Origin of the sequence: Dyella terrae (assembly GCF_004322705.1) — a bacterium.
GTDB lineage: Bacteria > Pseudomonadota > Gammaproteobacteria > Xanthomonadales > Rhodanobacteraceae > Dyella_D > Dyella_D terrae.
The window spans coordinates 1,551,310-1,569,919 of the sequence record NZ_SIZZ01000001.1; the positions used below are offsets into that span (position 1 = coordinate 1,551,310).

The 18,610-nt window shown below is 64.4% G+C and carries 19 protein-coding genes; 7 read left to right on the top strand and 12 right to left on the bottom strand.

The genetic code is table 11. The features are described 5' to 3' along the window. Positions 1-3: 3 nt before the first annotated feature. The 4 genes from EYV96_RS06925 to EYV96_RS06940 form a co-directional block, all read right to left on the bottom strand. The gene (locus EYV96_RS06925; RefSeq protein ID WP_131150713.1) at positions 4-480 is read right to left on the bottom strand and encodes an OsmC family protein; all 477 of its coding nucleotides are present in this window, start codon (positions 478-480) and stop codon (positions 4-6) included. Beyond that, complete coding sequence (locus tag EYV96_RS06930) at positions 470-1,102, bottom strand: FMN-binding negative transcriptional regulator (protein ID WP_131150714.1); 633 nt, start codon at positions 1,100-1,102, stop codon at positions 470-472. Before EYV96_RS06930 ends, EYV96_RS06925 begins: the two co-directional genes overlap by 11 nt. A 12-nt stretch (positions 1,103-1,114) precedes the next feature. Then, entirely contained in the window at positions 1,115-2,122 is a 1,008-nt protein-coding gene (locus tag EYV96_RS06935; protein WP_131150715.1) for an N-acetylornithine carbamoyltransferase, read from the bottom strand. 606 nt (positions 2,123-2,728) lie between these two features. Beyond that, on the bottom strand, positions 2,729-3,259 hold the full coding sequence (locus EYV96_RS06940) for a glycine zipper 2TM domain-containing protein (protein WP_131150716.1): 531 nt from the start codon (positions 3,257-3,259) through the stop codon (positions 2,729-2,731). A 225-nt stretch (positions 3,260-3,484) separates the two neighbouring features. Between EYV96_RS06940 and cysS the strand changes: the two genes are divergently transcribed. Both cysS and EYV96_RS06950 read left to right on the top strand, forming a co-directional pair. Then, entirely contained in the window at positions 3,485-4,870 is a 1,386-nt protein-coding gene (gene cysS / locus EYV96_RS06945) for a cysteine--tRNA ligase (RefSeq protein WP_131150717.1), read from the top strand. A gap of 73 nt (positions 4,871-4,943) precedes the next feature. Beyond that, positions 4,944-5,372 carry a SufE family protein gene (locus EYV96_RS06950; protein ID WP_131150718.1) on the top strand — a complete coding sequence of 143 codons (429 nt, stop codon included), beginning with the start codon at positions 4,944-4,946 and terminating at the stop codon, positions 5,370-5,372. A gap of 195 nt (positions 5,373-5,567) precedes the next feature. Here EYV96_RS06950 and dksA read toward each other — a convergent pair whose 3' ends face one another. Next, a complete protein-coding gene (gene dksA, locus EYV96_RS18755; RefSeq protein ID WP_165488618.1) occupies positions 5,568-6,680 on the bottom strand; it encodes an RNA polymerase-binding protein DksA in 1,113 nt (370 codons plus the stop codon). Between the two features lie 104 nt (positions 6,681-6,784). Here dksA and yidD point away from each other — a divergent pair, with 104 nt between their 5' ends. Genes yidD through EYV96_RS06970 form a run of 3 tightly spaced genes read left to right on the top strand, consistent with a single transcriptional unit; the run spans position 6,785 to position 9,208 of the window. Further along, positions 6,785-7,063, top strand: a complete 279-nt coding sequence (gene yidD, locus EYV96_RS06960; RefSeq protein WP_240732429.1) for a membrane protein insertion efficiency factor YidD — start codon at positions 6,785-6,787, stop codon at positions 7,061-7,063. Beyond that, positions 7,053-8,390, top strand: coding sequence for a dihydroorotase (locus tag EYV96_RS06965; RefSeq protein WP_131150720.1), 1,338 nt, complete (start codon positions 7,053-7,055; stop codon positions 8,388-8,390). The genes yidD and EYV96_RS06965 overlap by 11 nt, the downstream gene beginning before the upstream one ends. Then, positions 8,387-9,208 carry a M23 family metallopeptidase gene (locus tag EYV96_RS06970; RefSeq protein WP_131150721.1) on the top strand — a complete coding sequence of 274 codons (822 nt, stop codon included), beginning with the start codon at positions 8,387-8,389 and terminating at the stop codon, positions 9,206-9,208. Before EYV96_RS06965 ends, EYV96_RS06970 begins: the two co-directional genes overlap by 4 nt. Positions 9,209-9,262: 54 nt before the next feature. Here EYV96_RS06970 and folE2 read toward each other — a convergent pair whose 3' ends face one another. From folE2 to efp, 7 genes are all read right to left on the bottom strand, one after another. Continuing rightward, complete coding sequence (folE2, locus tag EYV96_RS06975) at positions 9,263-10,213, bottom strand: GTP cyclohydrolase FolE2 (protein ID WP_131150722.1); 951 nt, start codon at positions 10,211-10,213, stop codon at positions 9,263-9,265. A gap of 108 nt (positions 10,214-10,321) precedes the next feature. Next, complete coding sequence (locus EYV96_RS06980) at positions 10,322-11,176, bottom strand: squalene/phytoene synthase family protein (protein ID WP_131150723.1); 855 nt, start codon at positions 11,174-11,176, stop codon at positions 10,322-10,324. After that, positions 11,173-11,853, bottom strand: a complete 681-nt coding sequence (gene gph, locus EYV96_RS06985) for a phosphoglycolate phosphatase (RefSeq protein ID WP_131150724.1) — start codon at positions 11,851-11,853, stop codon at positions 11,173-11,175. Before gph ends, EYV96_RS06980 begins: the two co-directional genes overlap by 4 nt. Continuing rightward, entirely contained in the window at positions 11,850-12,587 is a 738-nt protein-coding gene (gene ubiG, locus EYV96_RS06990) for a bifunctional 2-polyprenyl-6-hydroxyphenol methylase/3-demethylubiquinol 3-O-methyltransferase UbiG (RefSeq protein ID WP_240732361.1), read from the bottom strand. Before ubiG ends, gph begins: the two co-directional genes overlap by 4 nt. A 10-nt stretch (positions 12,588-12,597) precedes the next feature. Beyond that, the gene (locus EYV96_RS06995) at positions 12,598-12,852 is read right to left on the bottom strand and encodes a YciI family protein (protein WP_131150725.1); all 255 of its coding nucleotides are present in this window, start codon (positions 12,850-12,852) and stop codon (positions 12,598-12,600) included. Positions 12,853-12,863: 11 nt separating this feature from the next. Then, complete coding sequence (locus EYV96_RS07000; RefSeq protein ID WP_131150726.1) at positions 12,864-14,198, bottom strand: TRZ/ATZ family hydrolase; 1,335 nt, start codon at positions 14,196-14,198, stop codon at positions 12,864-12,866. 342 nt (positions 14,199-14,540) lie between these two features. Then, the gene (gene efp, locus EYV96_RS07005) at positions 14,541-15,110 is read right to left on the bottom strand and encodes an elongation factor P (RefSeq protein ID WP_131150727.1); all 570 of its coding nucleotides are present in this window, start codon (positions 15,108-15,110) and stop codon (positions 14,541-14,543) included. An 84-nt stretch (positions 15,111-15,194) separates the two neighbouring features. On the opposite strand from efp, the gene epmB reads away from it, so the two are divergent. Next, positions 15,195-16,208, top strand: a complete 1,014-nt coding sequence (gene epmB, locus EYV96_RS07010; protein WP_131150728.1) for an EF-P beta-lysylation protein EpmB — start codon at positions 15,195-15,197, stop codon at positions 16,206-16,208. Positions 16,209-16,410: 202 nt separating this feature from the next. After that, a complete protein-coding gene (locus EYV96_RS07015) occupies positions 16,411-18,462 on the top strand; it encodes an EAL domain-containing response regulator (protein ID WP_131151529.1) in 2,052 nt (683 codons plus the stop codon). The last annotated feature ends 148 nt before the right edge of the window (positions 18,463-18,610 follow it).

The following is an 18,610-nucleotide window of genomic DNA, read 5'->3' on the forward strand; positions in this document are numbered from 1 at the left end:
ATGTCAGAGAGAGGCAACCACGATGCGCGGTTCGCAGCGCACCGGGAAATTCACGGAATTGGCGATGAAACAAGCGTGGTGGGCAGCCTCATGTGCCGCCTCCGCCTTGGCCGGATCGCTGCCGGCGGCAATCGTTACTTGCGGGTGCAGCACCACTTCGGTAAAGCGGCCGCCATGATCGTCCACGGCCATGGTGCCGGTGGCTTCATCCAGGTAGGCCGTCACCACGACGCCTGCCACGGAGGCCAGATGCAGATACCAGAGCATGTGGCAGGTCGACAGCGAGGCGACAAGCATGTCTTCGGGGTTGTGGCGTTCGGGATTACCCCGAAACGCCGGGTCGGACGAGCCGGGAATCATCGGACGTCCCGACACACGAATCTCGTGATCGCGCGAGTAGCCGGCGTAGGTGCGCGTGCCTTCGCCGGTGTTGCCGGTCCAGGTCACTTCCACGGCGTAGTGATGCTGCTCATGCGCCATCGGCATCATCCCTGGTTTTGGACATCTGGATGGCCAGATCAAGATCCTGGCCCTGGGCACGGCGCCGCAGGCCATCCACCGCACCCGCCTGGTTGGCGGCCGGATGGTTCTGGCTCAGCTTGAACTTGCCTTCGATGCGATCGATGACGATTTCGATGCCGACTATGGCCTTGAGAAGCTTCTCAACATGGTCGGCAGGCGCATCGCTGACGCTCCACGGCGCGGGTTCGGAAGCCTCGTGGCGATTCGTCAGGCGATGGAGCAGCGCCAGCAGCCAGTCTCTGTCATCGATCACTCGCAGCCGGCCATGCACATGCACGACCGAATAATTCCAGGTCGGCACTTCACGGTGCGTAAGCTGCTTGCTGGGGTACCAGTTGGGACTGATGTAACCGTCCGCTCCCTGGAAGATCACCAGCACTTGCGCACCATCGGCTGCAACAAGTTCGTTGGCGCGCGCTACATGTCCGTGCAGCGCGCTCTCCCCGGCAAGCTCCAGCGGCACGTGGTTTGCCGACAGGCCATTGGCACCCGACAGCACCACCGTCGCCAATGGATGGGCGCGAATCAGCGCGGCCAGCGCAGCCTCACGGGATTCCTGGAAGTGGCGGGGCGTATACATGGAGGGATTCGGTCAGCGCTGGCCGAGCAGCGAGACCATGACGGCCTTCTGCACGTGCAGGCGGTTCTCGGCTTCGTCGACGGCGATGCAGGCCGGCGAATCCATCACGGCATCGGTGGCCTTCACGTTGCGACGCAACGGCAGGCAGTGGCTGAAGAGGCCGTTGTTGGTCAGTGCCATCTTGGCTTCATCCACGATGAAGTGCTTGTTGGCGTCGCGGATCGGCTTTTCCTGCTCCCAGCGACCAAAGAACGGAAGTGCCCCCCAGCTCTTCGCGTAGACGACATCGGCGCCGCTATAGGCCTCTTCGATGTCATGGCTGATCTTGAGCGAGCCACCATTGGCCTTGGCGTTTTCGTAGCCGTAGGCCATGTAGCGTTCGTCGAGCACGTAATCGGGCGTCGGGCACAGCAAGGTCACATCCATGCCCATCTTGGTGGCGATCAGCAGCGCGGAGTTGGCCACCGCGGTATTGAGCGGCTTGGGATGGTAGGTCCAGGTGAGGACGTACTTCTTGTTCTGCAGGTTGCCCAGGTGTTCCTTCAGCGCCAGCGCGTGGGCGAGTTCCTGGCAGGGATGGGTGATGGTTTCCATGTTGATCACGGGCACCGTCGCGTACTGGGCGAAGGCCTTGATGACCTTGTCTTCGCGATCGACCGACCAGTCCTGGAACTTCGGGAACGCGCGCACGGCGATCAGGTCGACGTACCGGCTCAGCACGCGCGCCACTTCCGCGATGTGCTCTTCGGTATCGCCATCCATCACCGTGCCGACGTCAAACTCGATCGGCCACGCGTCCTTGCCGGGCGACAGCACGATGGCGTGCGCGCCGAGGTGGAAGGCGCCCAGCTCGAAGCTGGTGCGCGTACGCATCGAAGGATTGAAGAACAGCAGCGCCACCGACTTGCCGGCCATCTGCTGGCCACGCGGGGAGCGCTTGAACTGGGCAGCCTGCTCCAGGAGAGCGTCGATCTCCGGTCGGCTGTAATCCTGGGTGGTAAGGAAATGGCGAAGCGTCATGACGTGATGCCTTTAATTGTTCAGTTCGAAAAATCAGCCCTGCCAGCTCACGTCGATCCGTTCGCAACCAGAACCTTAAGGACAACCCCGGCCAAGGCCGGTACCACGGGAACCGCAAAATCCAGAAACAAAAAAACCCGGCTCGAGGGCCGGGTTTCTTTTGTCGTACATGCATGTGAAATGCGTGCGACAGCCTACCCGGCCGAATGTCGGATCAGCGGTCGGCGAGCACGCGACGTCATCCCAGCTGCCATGCGGGCGCTGGTCAGGACGTTGGCGGTATAGACGGCTGAGGACATGAGACTTCCGTAGGTGAGCGCCCATCATGCCGCCATTTTAGTTGCAGCGCAACAGGGTGGGGGCGGGCGCTGGCGCGCCCTGTGAGGCCGCCCGCTGCGCGGGCTGTGAACGGTGAACGGGGAAGAGCAAGCTCGGGCGACCGTCCGCATCGCTTTTTCCGTTTACCGTTTACCGTTTACAGCGCCGAAGGCGCGGCTTCACAGCCCGCGCAGCGGGCGGCCTCACAGGGCGCGCCATCGCCCGGCCCCACAAAAGAAGCCGCCGCCCGAAGGCGGCGGCGGTGGACTCCCCTACGACTCGTCCGGCTCAATCGGCCGGGGACACGCTCACCCGGACGCGCAGGCGCTCTCCGGGATCGTAGTTCAGCCGCGAAACGTAGACCTCACCGCGGTAACGGTATTCGACGTCGTAGCCCATGATACGCCTTTGCTCGCTCACTGCACTGACCTGGCGGCAATGGGTTTCGGTGGTTTCGTAGTCGCCACCGCCATTGCGGGAGACGCTGTTGCCCACGGCACCGCCGGCCACGGCGCCGGCCACCGTGGCGGCGCGACGACCGTCGCCCTTGCCCACTGTATTGCCGAGGACGCCGCCGACCACGGCGCCCAGGATGGTGCCGGCCGCGCTGCCCGTACCCGGGTCGCGGCGCACGACCTGCTGGTCGTAGCACTCCTGGCGCGGCACTTCGGTGCGGGCGACGCCATACACCGGATCCACGCGCAAGACGTCCGCCCAGCCATAGTGGGTGTTGTCATCGTTCGGGTAACGCGCATCCTGCGCAGCGACGCTGGTAACCATGAGACATAGCACCAGCGCGGAAACAAACCATTTGGTCATTACGACCCTCCGGGCAGGGGCTTCGGGCGCTTCTGTGCGCATTATGTGAATTCCAACAAAAACAGTCTGAATCGCACCTTAGAATCGGCCTCTTCCGAACGACGGATTCAGCATCCCTTGGCCAACTCCTGCGAAATCTGAGTCTAGCCGCCCTGTTCTCCTTGTTATGATGCCGGGCTGGCCCGGGCGCCTGTGCCGCCTGCCCCACCGGAACGGAACCCGTCGATGCCGATTTCGCTTTACAACAGCCTGACTCGCCGCGCAGAGCCCTTCAGCCCGGCCGATCCCGAGCGGGTCACCATGTACGTCTGCGGCCCCACGGTCTACAGCTACGTGCATATCGGCAATGCCCGCGGCCCGGTGGTCTTCGACGTTCTGGCCCGACTACTTCGCCGGCATTACCCGAACGTGGTTTATGCCCGCAACATCACCGACGTTGACGACAAGATCAACGCCGCCGCCAAGGAACGTGGCTGCGATATCAGCGTCATCACCGACCGTTTCACCGAAGCCTACCGCCAGGACATGGCCGGCCTGGGCATTGCGCCGCCGGATATCGAGCCCAAGGCCACCGCCCACATCGCCCCGATCATTGCCATGATCGAGAGCCTGATCGCCAGTGGGCACGCCTACGAGGCCGAGGGTCATGTGTTGTTCGAGGTGTCGACCTTTGCCGACTACGGTGCCCTGTCCGGCCGCGACACCGAAGATCTGATCGCCGGAGCGCGCGTCGAGGTCGCCCCCTACAAGAAGAATCCTGGTGATTTTGTCCTGTGGAAGCCTTCGACGCCCGACCTGCCCGGCTGGGATAGCCCCTGGGGCATCGGTCGCCCCGGCTGGCACATCGAGTGCTCGGCCATGTGCGAGGCGCACCTGGGCGAAACCATCGATATTCACGCGGGCGGCGTGGACTTGCAGTTCCCGCACCACGAAAACGAGATTGCCCAGTCCACGTGCGCCCACGGCGGCAAGACCTTTGCCCGCTGGTGGCTGCACAACGGCATGCTGACCTTCGACGGCCGCAAGATGTCCAAGTCGCTGGGCAACGTGCTGCACGTGCACGCCCTGCTCCAGCAACATCCGCCGGAAGCCCTGCGGCTTGTCCTGCTGCGCGGCCATTATCGCCAGCCGCTGGACTGGTCGGACGCCGCCATCACCCAGTCGGTGAGCACGCTCGACGGCTGGTATCGCGTGCTGCGCGACCTGGCGGACGTGCCCGTGGCGCCGGGTGAGCTGCCGGTGCCTGCAACGATTGAGACAGCACTTTCGGACGACCTGAATACGCCGCAGGCGCTGGCCGAGCTGTCCCAGCTGGCGGACGCCGCGCGTCAGGCGGCCACGCCGGAATCCCGCAGCGAAGCCAAGACCGCCCTGCTGGGTGGCGGCGCCCTGCTCGGCTTGCTACAGCAAGACCCCGAAGCCTGGTTCAAGCACGCAGCGGGTACCGAGATCGACGCCAACCAGGTCGAAGCCCTGCTCGAAGAACGCCGGCAGGCGCGCGCGAATCGCGACTTCAAGCGCGCCGACGCCATTCGCGACGAACTGACAGCGCTCGGCGTCGCGATCGAAGACGGTGCCCAAGGCACGCGCTGGAGCGTGGTCAAAGCCTGAGTCTCAGGTTTTGAAGGCATTCGCCTCTGCTGCCATGCGGCAGAGGCGGACGCATTCGCGCGATAATGTCCGAATGAATATTTCCGCATCGCCCAGCGCCGAGCAGGCGCAACAGGACATCGTCGACGAATTCGCGTTCTTTGGTGACTGGACCGATCGCTACCAGTACCTGATCGACCTGGGCAAACAGCTGCCGGCCTTTCCCGAAGACCTGAAAACCGAGGACTTCCGCGTCCACGGCTGCCAGTCGATGGTCTGGCTCGTCCCCAGCGGCGACGCCACACGCATGCATTTCCAGGCCATCAGCGACTCGGCCATCGTCTCAGGCCTGATCGCTCTGGTCCTGCGCGTCTATTCGGACCGTTCCGCCAAGGACATCCTGGCGACGCAGCCACGCTTCATCGAAGCGATCGGCCTGGCCAAGCATCTGTCGCCCACGCGATCGAACGGCCTGGCCGCGATGCTGGCCAAGCTCAAGGCGTACGCCGCGGCGGCTGGGTGAGGTAGGTCGGCGGCTGGCGCCGCCTGTGAACGGTGAACGGTGAACGGTAAAAGCTGAGCGTAAGCGGCTCGATCTCGCTCTTATGCTTTCCCGTTTACTGTTCCCCGTTAACAGGGCGCGAAGCGCCCGGCCTCACAGAACGAAAAGCCCCGCGAAGGCGGGGCTTTTCGTGTTCAGCGCACCGCCAGACGAAACTTAATCGCCCATCTGCTTCTGCAGATGCTCACGACGCTCCTGCGCGTCGAGCGACAAGGTGGCGATCGGGCGGGCTTCAAGGCGCTCCACTCCGATTTCCTCGTCGGTCTCTTCGCAGTAACCGTAGCGACCTTCCTCGATGCGGCGCAGGGCCTTGTCGATCTTGGAGATCAGCTTTCGGTAACGGTCGCGGGTGCGCAGTTCCAGTGAGTTTTCGGTCTCACGGGTAGCGCGCTCGGCTTCGTCGCCCACGTCACGGACCTCGTCGCGGAGGTTTTCCATGGTCTGGCGCGACTCTTCCACCAGCTGGTCACGCCAATCGCGCAACTTGTTGCGGAAAAAAGCGAGCTGGCGCGGGTTCATGTACTCCTCGTCGGCCGACGGGCGATAGCCCTTCGGGAGATCGATGGAGGTCGTCGAAGGCAGGGCGTAACGCCCGTCTTCCTTCGTAATGCCATTGTCGAGTACGGCTGTAGAACTATTCATCGAGGACTGCGGGGTCTTCTGTTTCTTGGATGGGGTATGGCGGGCGGTGGCGGTAGCCACGCGCGGGGGCGCCACGGCGACTGCAGCAGCCGGCTTCGCCTTCACGGGCTCGGGGGCTGCCTTCGTTGTCTTGCTACTAGACGATGCCGCCGGTGCCTTGGTGACCTTGGGCTCCGGTGCTTTGACCGGGGCTACCTTGGCCGCCTGGACCGGCTTGGCAACGACCTTCTGGGTTGTTTTGGCGGGAGCGGCTGCCTTCTTGGGCGCTGCTACTGCCGGCTTCTTGGGGGCAACCTTCGTGGCTGCCGGCTTGCTGACCGGTGCCGATTTCTTCGGCGCCGGTTTCGCAACGACTTTCTTTGCCACCGGGGCGCTCTTGGCGGCCGGTTTGGCGACTTTCTTGGCTACAGGCTTCTTGGCGACGGGCTTGGCGGCAACTTTTTTCGCGACGGGTTTCTTCGCGGGCGCAGCTTTCACCGGCGCCTTTTTCGCTGGTGCCTTGCTGCGCGATGCACCCGCCGCCTTCGCGGCTACTTTCGACTTGCTGGACTTGACATCTTTTGCCTTGGTCGCCGTCTTTCCTTTAGGCGCCTTGGCAGTTGTCGCACTACGCGTCGTTTTCGCCATATCCCTTCACCATTTTGGCCTTGGCGGCCGGGTGTTATAGCCCATGCGCCTTACACCGGCAACCTTGTATCTGGAATACTTGCAAACCTGTGCCGAATGTTGATCTGGCAGCGCCTACCGTCGTGACCCGACTCTTACTTTTCCTGATCGGACTTTACAAGCGCTGGCTCAGCCCCTTGCTGGGTCCACGTTGTCGTTTCTACCCCAGCTGCTCCGATTATGCACGGATTGCGGTCGCCCGCTTCGGCCCCCTTCGCGGCACCCTGCTGTCAGGTTGGCGCATCCTTCGCTGCCAGCCCCTGTGCGAAGGCGGCGAGGACCCCGTACCCGAGCAGTTTACTTTCCGCCGATGCCGAACCCATGGAAACCCCCATGTCCACTGACTGGTTGATCAAGAACGCCGAAATCGTCAACGAGGGCCGACGCTTTCACGCCGACCTGCGCGTTCGCCAGGGGCGCATTGACGCCATCGCCGGCGAACTGGACGCCAAACCCGGCGAACAGGTGATCGACGCCAGCGGGCTCTGGCTGCTGCCCGGGATGATCGACGACCAGGTGCACTTCCGCGAACCGGGCCTGACCCAGAAGGCCGATATCTGGCACGAATCCCGCGCCTGCGCCGCCGGCGGCATCACCAGCTACATGGAGATGCCCAACACCCGTCCACCCGCGCTGGACCGCGAATCACTCGAAGCGAAGTATGCGCGCGCCGCCGAAGTGTCGGCCGTTAACTACGGGTTCTATCTGGGTGCAAGCAACGACAACCTCGAAGCGATTCGCGCCCTCGACCCCAAGGCCGCGCCGGGCATCAAGATTTTCATGGGCGCCTCGACCGGCAACATGCTGGTCGACAATCCCGACGTGCTCGACGGCATTTTCCGCGACGCCCCCACGCCGATCATCACGCATTGCGAAGACACCCCGATGATTGACGCGCTGCACGCCAAGGCGCGCGAAAAATACGGCGAGGACATCCCCGCCTGGGAGCACCCGCTGATCCGCTCGCGCGAGGCCTGCATCAAGTCGACCCGTCTGGCCATCAGCCTGGCCCAGAAATACAACAGCCGCCTGCACGTGCTGCACATCTCCACGGCGGACGAGCTTGCGCTGTTCCAGCCGGGCCCGATCAAGGGCAAGCGCATCACGGCCGAAACCTGCGTGCATTTCCTGCATTTCGACGATCATGACTACGAGCGCCTGGGCTTCCTTATCAAGTGCAACCCGGCGATCAAGACGGCCGCCGATCGGGAAGCGATTACACGTGCCCTGGCCGAAGGCCGACTCGACGTGCTGGCAACGGACCACGCTCCGCATCTGCTGGAGGAAAAGGCGCAGAAGTACGACAAGGCGCCATCGGGCCTGCCGCTGGTCCAGTTCGCGCTGCAGGCCGCCCTCCAGCGCGTCTTCGAAGGCAAGCTGAGCCTGGAGCGCGTGGTGGAAGCGGTGACGCATGCCCCGGCGACGTTGTTCGACGTCCAGGACCGCGGTTACCTGCGCGAAGGGTATGCGGCCGACCTCGTTCTGGTCGATCCGAACAAGCCGCATACGGTGCGACGCGAGGAAGTGCTGTCCAAGTGCGGCTGGTCGCCGTTCGAGGGCACCACCTTCAACAGTTCGATCGCCATGACCTTCGTCAACGGCGAACGCGTGTGGGATGGCAGCTCCGTCAACGAGGCCGTGCGCGGCAAGCGACTGGCCTTCGATCGATGAAGGCATGGTGGTTCGGTGCGCTGGCGCTGCTCGCGGGCACAGGGGCTCACGCTGCAACGCCATCCCGCTTGCCGACGGAGCTTTCGCAAGGCGGCCTGGTCATGGCCACTTTGCCTGACGTCACGCGCGTGAACGTCGGCGGCAAGGAGGTGCGTGTCGGCAGCGACGGGATGGTGGTGTTCGGTGCCGGCCGGGATGAAAAGGGCCCGCTGGTGGTGAACCTCACGCATGCGAACGGTCGTCGCGAAACGATCCGAATTCCAGTGCTGCCACGTGACTGGCCGATCGAGCGCGTCAACGGCGTGCCATCTAAAACGGTTAATCCGCCGCCGGAGATCGCCGCACGGATCGCCCGCGAACAGGCCGAAGTCACCGCCGCGCGCGATCGTGACGACGACCGTGAAGATTTCACGCACGGCTTCATCTGGCCGGTGCAGGGACGGATCAGCGGGCGCTTCGGCAACCAGCGCATCTACAACGGCGACCCCAAGGCACCTCATTCGGGCATGGATATCGCCGTTCCGACCGGCACGCCGGTGAAAGCGCCCGCTGGTGGCGTCGTGACCTTTGCGCAGCCGGATCTTTACCTCACCGGCGGCACCGTGCTGCTCGACCACGGCTACGGCCTAAGCTCCAATTTCCTGCATCTGTCACGGCTGGACGTGAAAGTCGGCCAGCAGGTGCGACAGGGCCAGGTGATCGGCGCGGCCGGCATGACCGGCCGCGCGACGGGACCGCACGTCCACTGGGGCTTCAACTGGTTCGGGGTCCGCCTGGATCCCTTGCTGTTGCCGGGCATCGCACCACCGGGCCCCTGAACGAAAAAGCGCGCCCCTTGGCGCGCTCTTTCCTTATGCACGGGTCGTCGCCCTTCAGCGCTTTTCGCTGCCGAAGCCGCCTTCCACACCCTTGCTGGCGTAGGCCACGGCATCGTGCGGATGCAGGCTTTCCTGATGCTCCACGCGAACGTGGAAGTCAGCCAGTGCGGCGTCGGCGTCGAGGGCCTTCTGGATCCGGCGCGCAGCGTCTTCGCAGAACATCAGGTTGCCGCCATTGGCCAGCGCAAACGCCTGCTCGTCCTCGCGCTTGACGGCGGTCTGCACTGGCGTACCGAGCGCGTGTTCGACGCTGTCGATCAGATGGATCAGGTTGAACGGCGCGCCCGTGTTCATGCGCACGCGCAGGCGAGCCACGCTGCGCTGTGCATGCGGCGTGGCCACAATGCCGCGCTCCGAGCCCAGCCAGGCCAGCACGGCCGCGTGATCGAGCGGCTCACCGGGCGCGAAATCCTTGCCGAACTGGTCCTGGATCAACTGGCGAGACAGGGCCGCCGAGGCCGGACAGGTGGACGAGTAAATGACCTCGGTGCCGAACTCCAGCAGGAACTCGTCGCCCGTGAGGCTCGCCTCGATGCATACCGGGTAGGCGCGCCATCCGCTGTTGGCGCTGCGCAGGGCCGGGCGGCGTACCAGGTGCTCGAAACGGATGCTGAGGCAGGCGCGGTCGGACAGGTCCTTGTGGGAGCCCAGAAAACCGCGCAGCAGGTCATGCAGAGACTGCGCACTGAGCGTCTGCGAGCTGAGCGCCTCTTCCACCTGCAAGTACAGGCGCGACATATGGATGCCGCGCTTGTCAGGCCGGTTCAGATTGACGAAGGCGCCAACCCGCGCACTCGCGCGAACGACCTCACCGTCGCCGCCATCGAAACGAACCGGCACTTCGATCCCGTCCATGCCAACCCAGTCCAGCGCGCCCGCGAGGTGCGGTTGGGCGTGGACAGCGACATCAGGCAGCAGACGTGCCGTGTTTTCCTGCGTGTACATGATCCAATCCTATGACTTGCAGGCGAAAAATCGCCGTGACTCCTCCCATGTTGGGGCAAGTCCCTGCCCCGCAATAGTCGCACCAGGGAAACAATGCGTCTTGGCGGTTCAGCCGCCCTGCTTCTTCCATTGTCTGGCGGCCCGCCAGGCCTGCCACGCGACCGCCGGGCCGGTACGCACCTGTCCGAGCGTGAGTGCCTTCAACGGCTGGTCAGAGCCCAATGCGCTCCGTACGGCAGCCTGGCCGCCCTTCGACTCCAGTGCACGGAACACGCTGAGCGGCCCCGGCAGGCTGTCGACGGCTTTCCAGGCCTGCGCCAGGTCGACGAGCTGGGCCCGGATCGCCTGGTCACGCGCCGTTCCCGGTTGGCGGAGGTCCTGTCGGCTGAGCCCGAATCGCGCCATGCGCGACATGGGTAGCGGCAGGCGATCGCGCTCGGCATCGTCTTCAAGATGCAGCAGTGAAAACAGGACGTGGGAAAGCGTGGCAATGCGGGCGCTGCGCTCTGACGACGCAGAGGCGCCGTACCACCACGCCGTTTCCAGGTCCGCCAGCGCGCCATGCAACTGCGAGCCGGCGGTCACTTGCGAGGCGAAGTCGGCGGCCGTGCCTTCTTCGATCTGCGCCATGGCGGCAAGGACCGGCGCCAGCCACTGCTGGGTCGGAATCGCATGGGCGCGTTCATCATCGAACAGCACCTGGGTCAGGGGATGCCGGCCACCACTGGCAGCTGCGCCGGCCAGCTCTTCCGCCCACCAGTTGAGCTTGACGGCCGCCACATGCGGCTCGCGTATGCCGTAGGCCGCGGACAGCAGCTCCTGCTCCCAGGCGGCGAGCGCGATGTGCCCCGGAAGCTGCGACGCATCGACGAAAGCCAGGGCGACGCGCTGCCGCGGCTGCACCGCAAGCCATTTGTCGATGTAACTCTGCAGCGGCCCCGCCTGGTCCTGCGCGGCACTCATGCGGTTGCCTGCTCGCGACGCAACAGGCGGGTCAGCTGTGAGGGAGCGTCGATCACGCAGTCCGCCTGCCACTCGTGCGGATTGCCACCATCGAGGTAGCCCCATGCAACGGCGACCGTGTACATCCCGGCAGCAGCACCGGCCAGGACGTCGCGGCGATCGTCACCCACGAACAGACATTTCGACGGATCGAGGCCTGCCTGTTCGCATGCCAGATGCACAGGCGCCGGATCCGGCTTTTTCACCGGCAGCGTATCGCCGGAGACAACCGCGGCGGCACGCACCGCCCAACCGAGATAGGTCACCAGTTGATCCGTCAGAAAGCCAGGCTTGTTGGTGACGATGCCCCACTTGATGCCCTGCGATTCAATCAGCGCGAGCAACTCGTCGATGCCCTCGAAGGGCCGCGTGTGGTTGGCGATGTCACGCTGGTAGATCTCGAGGTAACGCGGGACCAGAGCCAGTCGCTGGTCGGCATCACGGTTCGGAAAACCGCGTTCCAGAATAGCCCGCGAACCGCGCGACACGACCTCGCGCACCGGCTCGAAAGCGGGCGGCGGCTCACCTTCCTCGGCGCACAGCGCCACCAGGGCGGCGTGCAGGTCGATGGCGCTGTCGAGCAAGGTACCGTCGAGGTCGAACAGGACGCCCTGGACGTCCGTTGGCATCGTCTTCATGCCGGCTTGCGTGCGCTGAGCACATAGTTCACCGCGGTGAAACGGCTCAGCCACGCCTTGCGCGAAATCGGGTTGTAACCGAGGCCACGGACATCCTCGAGCTCGAGGCCGGCGTGACGCAACAGGCGACCCAGCTCGGAAGGCTTGAGGAACTGCGAATAATGGTGCGTGCCGCGCGGCAACATGCGCGTGATGTATTCCGCGCCGAGAATGGCCGCGCCGAATGCCGCAGGCGTGCGGTTGATGGTCGACATGAAGACCATGCCGCCCGGCTTGACCATCGCGGCCAGATCGGCGACCAGCGCCTCGGGATCCGGCACGTGCTCGATCAGTTCCATGCAACACACCGCATCGAAGCTTTCCGGTTCACCGGCGGCAAGTTCCGCCGACGACTGCACGCGATAGTCGACCTCGAGGTTCGACTCGTGCAGATGCAGGCGCGCAACGTCGATGACCTTTTCGCCCAGATCGATGCCCGTTACCTGTGCACCCGCGCGCGCCAGCGCCTCGCTCAGGAGGCCGCCACCACAGCCGACGTCGGCCACCCGGGCGCCTCGAAGCTGCACACGGTCCGCTACGTAGCCGGCGCGCACGGGATTGAGGTCGTGCAGCGGACGCGATTCACCATCAGGGTCCCACCAACGCGCGGCAAGTTTGCCGAAACGGGCGATTTCTTCGGGGCTGACGTTGCTTGCGGCCTGCATGATGCGATCCTCGATGAGCGGGCTTGCCATGGTGCGTATGTTAACGCGCCTGCCATTCGTAAACGGTGAGATCCCAGCCGCCACTGGTGTACGCGGGGTCGGCGTGGACGATGTCGACGGCTTCCTGCAGCGATGCCGCGCGAAGCAGATAGGCACCGCCACCCTGCCCCACGAACGGCCCGCTCAGCTCAAGCGTGCCACCGGCGCGCAGGCCTTCGAGGTAATCCTTGTGAGGCTGCACGACGTCCGGATCGCAATCGGGACGTCGGATCGCCATGACCAGGAATCGCTGCATGTCGTCAATCCTCAGGCGTGGGCCGCGATGCGCTCGCGCCAGGCGTGCGTGCGGCCAAGGATGGCATCGACATCCATATCCACCAGCACGCGCGAGGCCAGCTTGCGACGCCCGGCAATCCACACGTCAGTGACTTGCTGACGGCCGGTGGCATAAACAAGCTGCGACGCGACGTGATAGAGCGGCTGCGTTTCGAGCTCCGACAAACGCACGGCGGCGAGATCGGCCTGCTTGCCCACTTCGATGGAACCGATGCGGTCTTCGAGACCCACGGCACGCGCGCCATTGAGCGTCGCCGCACGAAGTGCGTAAGCCGCGTCGAAGGCGGCCGCATCGCCGGCGACGGCCTTGGCCAGCATGGCCGCGGTGCGCATCTCGCCAAACATGTCGAGGTCGTTGTTCGAGGCGCAGCCGTCCGTGCCGATCGCGACGTTCACGCCCGCCTTGCGCAACTTTTCCGCCGGGCAGAAGCCGGACGCCAGCTTGAGATTCGATTCGGGGCAATGCACGACGGATACACCCGCCTCAGCGCAGGCGGCGATTTCGCCATCCGTCATCTGGGTCATGTGCACGGCGATCAGGCGATCATTGACCAGGCCAAGCTTCTGCAGCCGCTGGAACGGGCGCAGGCCGGACTTTTTCTTTTCGTCTTCCACTTCGTGCGCGGTTTCGTGCGTATGCAGATGCACCGGGATATCGAGCTGGTCGGACAGCACGCGGATGCGTTCGAAGCTCTCATCCGACACGGTGTAAGGCGCGTGCGGTGCGAAGGTGGTGGTGATCAGCGCATCGCCGAGGAAGCTGTCGTGCACTTCGATGGCGCGCTCGAAATATTCGTCCGCACTCTTGGCCCAGGCCGTGGGGAAATCGATCACGGGCAAGCCGACGACCGCCCGAAAACCGAGGCGACGGTAAGTGGCACCGATGATGTCGGGGAAGAAGTAATTCTCGTTGGCGCAAGTGGTGCCACCGCGGAGCATTTCGGCCACGGCCAGTTCGACGCCGTCGCGCACGAATTCCGGACCCATGACCTTCGCTTCGGCAGGCCAAATGTGATCCTGCAGCCAGACCATCAACGGCAGGTCATCGGCCAGCCCGCGCAGCAGGGTCATCGGGTTGTGCGTGTGGCTGTTGACCAGGCCAGGGATCAGCACATGGTCGCCCAGCTCGACGCGCTCGCGCGGTGCATAGGCGCCGCGGGCTTCGGCGATGGGCAGGATCGCCACGATCTTGTCGGCCTGCACGGCCACGGCATGCTGCTCCAGCACAACGCCGTGCGGCTCGACGGGAACGACCCAATGCGCTTCGATAAGGAGATCGATCGACTGGGGAGTGGTCTGGCTCATCCTTCGGCTCGCTTCTTCTGGTGTGAATACGACATGGGGCGGATCACCTTGCGGTGGCCGCCCCATGAGTGCCTGGCGTCTTCAACTTGCCGGGCGATTTGCGTCGACCTTGATGGGTCTTTGGTTCAACTGGCGGTGAAGCCTTGATGATGTCCGGCGAGTTATCGCGGCGATGTAAAGGCAACTAACGGTCTGAGTGCCTCGCACGCCGTACCTCACTGGATTACTCGCTGCGCTCGCCCCTTTGGGGCCGACCTTCGGTCGTTCTGCGCCCTGCGGGCTTGTCCCGCCTGCGCGGGGATGACGTAGCAAGAAGCCGCGCCAAAGGCGCGGGTTGCTACGTCACTTTCCTACGCGACTCACGTATTCGCCGGTACGGGTGTCCACCTTGATCACTTCGTCCGTGGTCACGAACAGCGGCACACGCACCACGGCGCCCGTTTCCAGGGTGGCCGGCTTGCCGCCGCCGCCCGACGTGTCGCCACGCAGGCCCGGATCGGTTTCGGTGATCTTCAGTTCCACGAAATTCGGTGGCTGCACGGAGATGACTTCGCCGTTGAACAGCGTGACCACGCACTCTTCCTCGCCCTTGAGCCACTTGGCGGCGTCGCCCACACCCGTCTTCGAGGCCTGGTGCTGCTCGAAGCTTTCCTGGTGCATGAAGTGCCAGAACTCGCCGTCGGAGTAGAGGTACTGCATGTCGGTGTCGACGACGTCGGCGACTTCGTAGGAGTCGCTGGACTTCATGGTCTGCTCGGTGGTGCGGCCCGTCTTCAGGTTGCGGATGAAGATGCGGGTGAACGCCTGACCCTTGCCGGGCTTGATGAATTCGGCGTCGGTGATGACCCACGGGTCATTGTTGTGAAGGATCTTCATGCCCTTCTTGACGTCGTTGAGACCGGCAGTGGCCATTCGGTTTGTGCTCCAGATGTGGTGCCGCCTGAGGGCAGCTAGAATAGGCTTGTTACGGGCCAGGAGCCCGACTCAAGACCCAATATGATAACCGCAAGCACCGGCGCCCGCATTACACCGGCCGCCACCCCGGATTGGCGCCAGCTTTGGCGTGAATCGGTCACCGATGCCCATGAACTGCTCGGCCTCCTCGGCCTTGGGCACCTGGGCGACCGCCTGCCAGCGGATGACGCGGGATTCGCCCTGCGCGTCCCGCGCGGGTTCGTGGCGCGCATGGAACCGGGCAATCCTGCCGATCCGCTGCTGCTTCAGGTCCTGCCCCAGTTGGCGGAGCTGGATGCCCCTCCCGGCTACGTCATGGACCCGGTGGGCGACATGAATGCACGCGCCGCCCAGGGCGTTCTGCATAAGTACGACGGGCGCGCCCTGCTGGTTGCCAGTGGGAGCTGCGCCATCAACTGCCGCTACTGCTTCCGTCGCCATTTCCCGTACGGGGACGAGATGGCGGCCGCCGGCCAGTGGCGCAAAGCGCTGGAGCACGTCGCCGAGGACCCGTCGATTCGGGAGCTGATCCTCTCCGGGGGAGACCCGCTGGCCCTGTCCACGACCAAACTCGAGGAACTGACGGCGGGCCTGACCCGGCTTCCGCATGTCATTCGCTTGCGAATCCACACGCGCTTGCCGGTGGTGCTGCCAGAGCGCATCGACGACGCATTCCACGCGTGGTTCGCCTCGGTTCCGCTCCAGAAGGTGGTCGTGCTCCACGCCAACCATGCGCAGGAACTGGACGATGACGTCGCAGCCGCCTGTGCGCGCCTGCGCGAGGCCGGCGCGACCGTCCTCAATCAGTCGGTGCTCCTGCGGGGCGTCAACGACGATGCGGCCACCTTGCACGCCTTGTCCGAGCGCCTGTTTTCCATGGGCGTGCTGCCCTACTACCTGCACCAGCTCGACCGGGTGCAGGGGTCAGCGCATTTCGAGGTGGACGACGCACGCGCCCTGGGTCTGATCGAGGATCTCCGGGCCACGCTGCCGGGCTTCCTCGTACCCAGGCTGGTGCGCGAAGTCGCAGGGGACACATCCAAGCGCCCGGTGTAATTAAGGACGACCGTATCCAGGGTTAGGATGGCGAGGCTGGGGGAGCCGTCGCCACGGCCGAAGCGTGAATCAGAGCATCCCCCGGGATTTTTCCGCTGGCAGTTGTCATCGGAATCGTTTACAACCCGTTCACGGTGTCGGACGCGGGGGCCTCCACCCGGCACTGCCCGATCGGGCGAATCACGGACAGCGCTACGTGCCAATGAAGACAGACCTGGTCATCAAGATTCTTTTCATCGAAAAGTCGGTCGAAGACGCGGAACAAATCATCAGCCTGCTGCGCAACAACGGCATTGCCGTTCGTCCTGCGCGCGCCACGAGCGCCGATCAGGTGCAAGCGGCCCTGGATGAGCTGGGTCCGGACGTCGTTCTGTACGACCCTTCGCTCGACACGCTTCCGATGGCCGAGGTGGTCCGCCTGCTCGACGGCAATGGCCGCGATCTTTCCCTGATTGCCCTGGTTTCCCAGATCGACAACGCGGCGGTCGCCGACCTGTTTTCAAAGGGTGCGCGCAGTATCGCCCTGCGCCCGCATCCAAAGCAGCTGATGGCCGTGGTGCAGCGCGAGTTCGACGCGCTGAACGCCCGCCGCCAGATGCGCCGCCTCGAAACCGCGCTCAAGGAGTCGGAGCGCCGCTGCGATACCCTGCTGGACTCCTCCAACGACGCCATCGCCTACGTGCACGAAGGCATGCACGTCCGCGCCAACCAGGCCTACCTCGAGACGTTCGGCTACGCCGAATTCGACGACCTGATGGGCCTGCCGGTGCTCGACATGATCGGCTCGACCGACGCGGACGCGTTCAAGGCGACCCTCAAGGCGCTATCGCGGGGCGAGAAAGCCAGCAATCGCATGGAGCTGCAGGCCCGTCGTGCCGACGCGACCGCTTTCAAGGCGACGGCCGAATTCAGCCACGCCACGTTCGAAGGCGAACCTTGCCTCCAGATCATTTTCCGCCGCCAGCAAGTCGACCATGCGGTGCTGGAACAGCTGCAGCGTGATCCGGTGACGGGACTGTTCAACCGCGCCCGCATGCTCGAAGGCATCGACCAGGCCGTGGCCGCCGCAACGGAAGGCACCAAGGGCCAGTCGCTGTTGCTGATCGAGCCGGACAGCTGGCAGAACATCGTCGCCGGCATCGGTCTTGGCAAGGCCGACGAGTTGCTGGCCGCCTTTGCCAGTCGCATCAATGCGCTGCTGGGGCTCGAAGATACGGCCGGCTTGCTGGCCGAGCACACGGTCGGCGTGGTGCTGCATTCGCGCAACGATGAAGGCATCCGCGAGTGGATCACCCAGCTGCAAAACAGCATTGCCAAGGACATTTTCGACGTCGGCACGCGCTCGCTCACCATCACCGCCAGCATCGGCGGCAGCCTGCTTGGCGAGAAGAACGCGAACACGGAGTTGTTGCTCGACCAGGCCAGCCAGGCACTGCGCAACGCGCAGAGTCTCGGTGGCAACCGCAGCGAGCTGCACGACCCGTTCGCCCGCGAAAAGGCCGATGCCGAACGCGAGCGCTATTGGCTGGCCCTGCTCCAACAGGCGCTCACCCAGGACGAGTTCGTGCTGTACCACCAGCACATCATCAGCCTGCAGGACGCCGAAGGTGAATTCTCGGAAATCCTCCTGCGCCTGAATGGCCCACAGGGAGAAGTGCTGCCTGGTTTCTTCCTGCCGATCGCCGAAAAGTACAACCTCACGCCCGCGATCGACCGCTGGGTGCTTAACCAGACGATCCAGGCACTGATCGCTCGCGAGAAGTTCGGCCAGCCGACAACTTTCTTCGTCAAGCTCACGGCCAGCTCGCTGCAGGATGACCAGTTGCTGCCATGGCTGGGCAATCGCCTGCGTCAGGCCAATCTGCGCCACGGCAAGATCGTGCTCGAGATGACGGAGAGCAAGGTCGTGACGTCACTGCGCCCGGCTCAGGAGTTCGTGCGCAGCTGGAAGCAACTGGGCGGACAGTTCGCGCTCGAGCAGTTCGGTTCGGGCCTCAACTCGTTCCAGTTGCTCAATCACATCGATGCCGACTACCTGAAGATCGACCGCAGCTACATGTCGAATCTGCCCCAGCAGCCGGAAAGCCAGCGCAAGGTGGCCGATCTGTGCCGCGAGGCCCGCGAGATCAAGCGGCTGACCATCGCCGAATGGGTGGAGGATGCGGCCAGCACTTCCCTGCTGTTCGCTTGCGGCGTGGACTTCGTGCAGGGCAACTTCCTGCAGGAACCGCAGCGGCTCCTCATTTCGCCTTGATGGGGCGGGTGGGCGTGGTGGGCGCGGGCTACGCTCGCTCTGAACGGTGATGGTCGGCGGCTGCGCCGCCTTGTAAAGGGTAAGAGCGCATTCGCGCGACTTGGAGCGGGGCGTCGCGGGCTGCGCCCGCTGTAAAGGGTGAATGTCG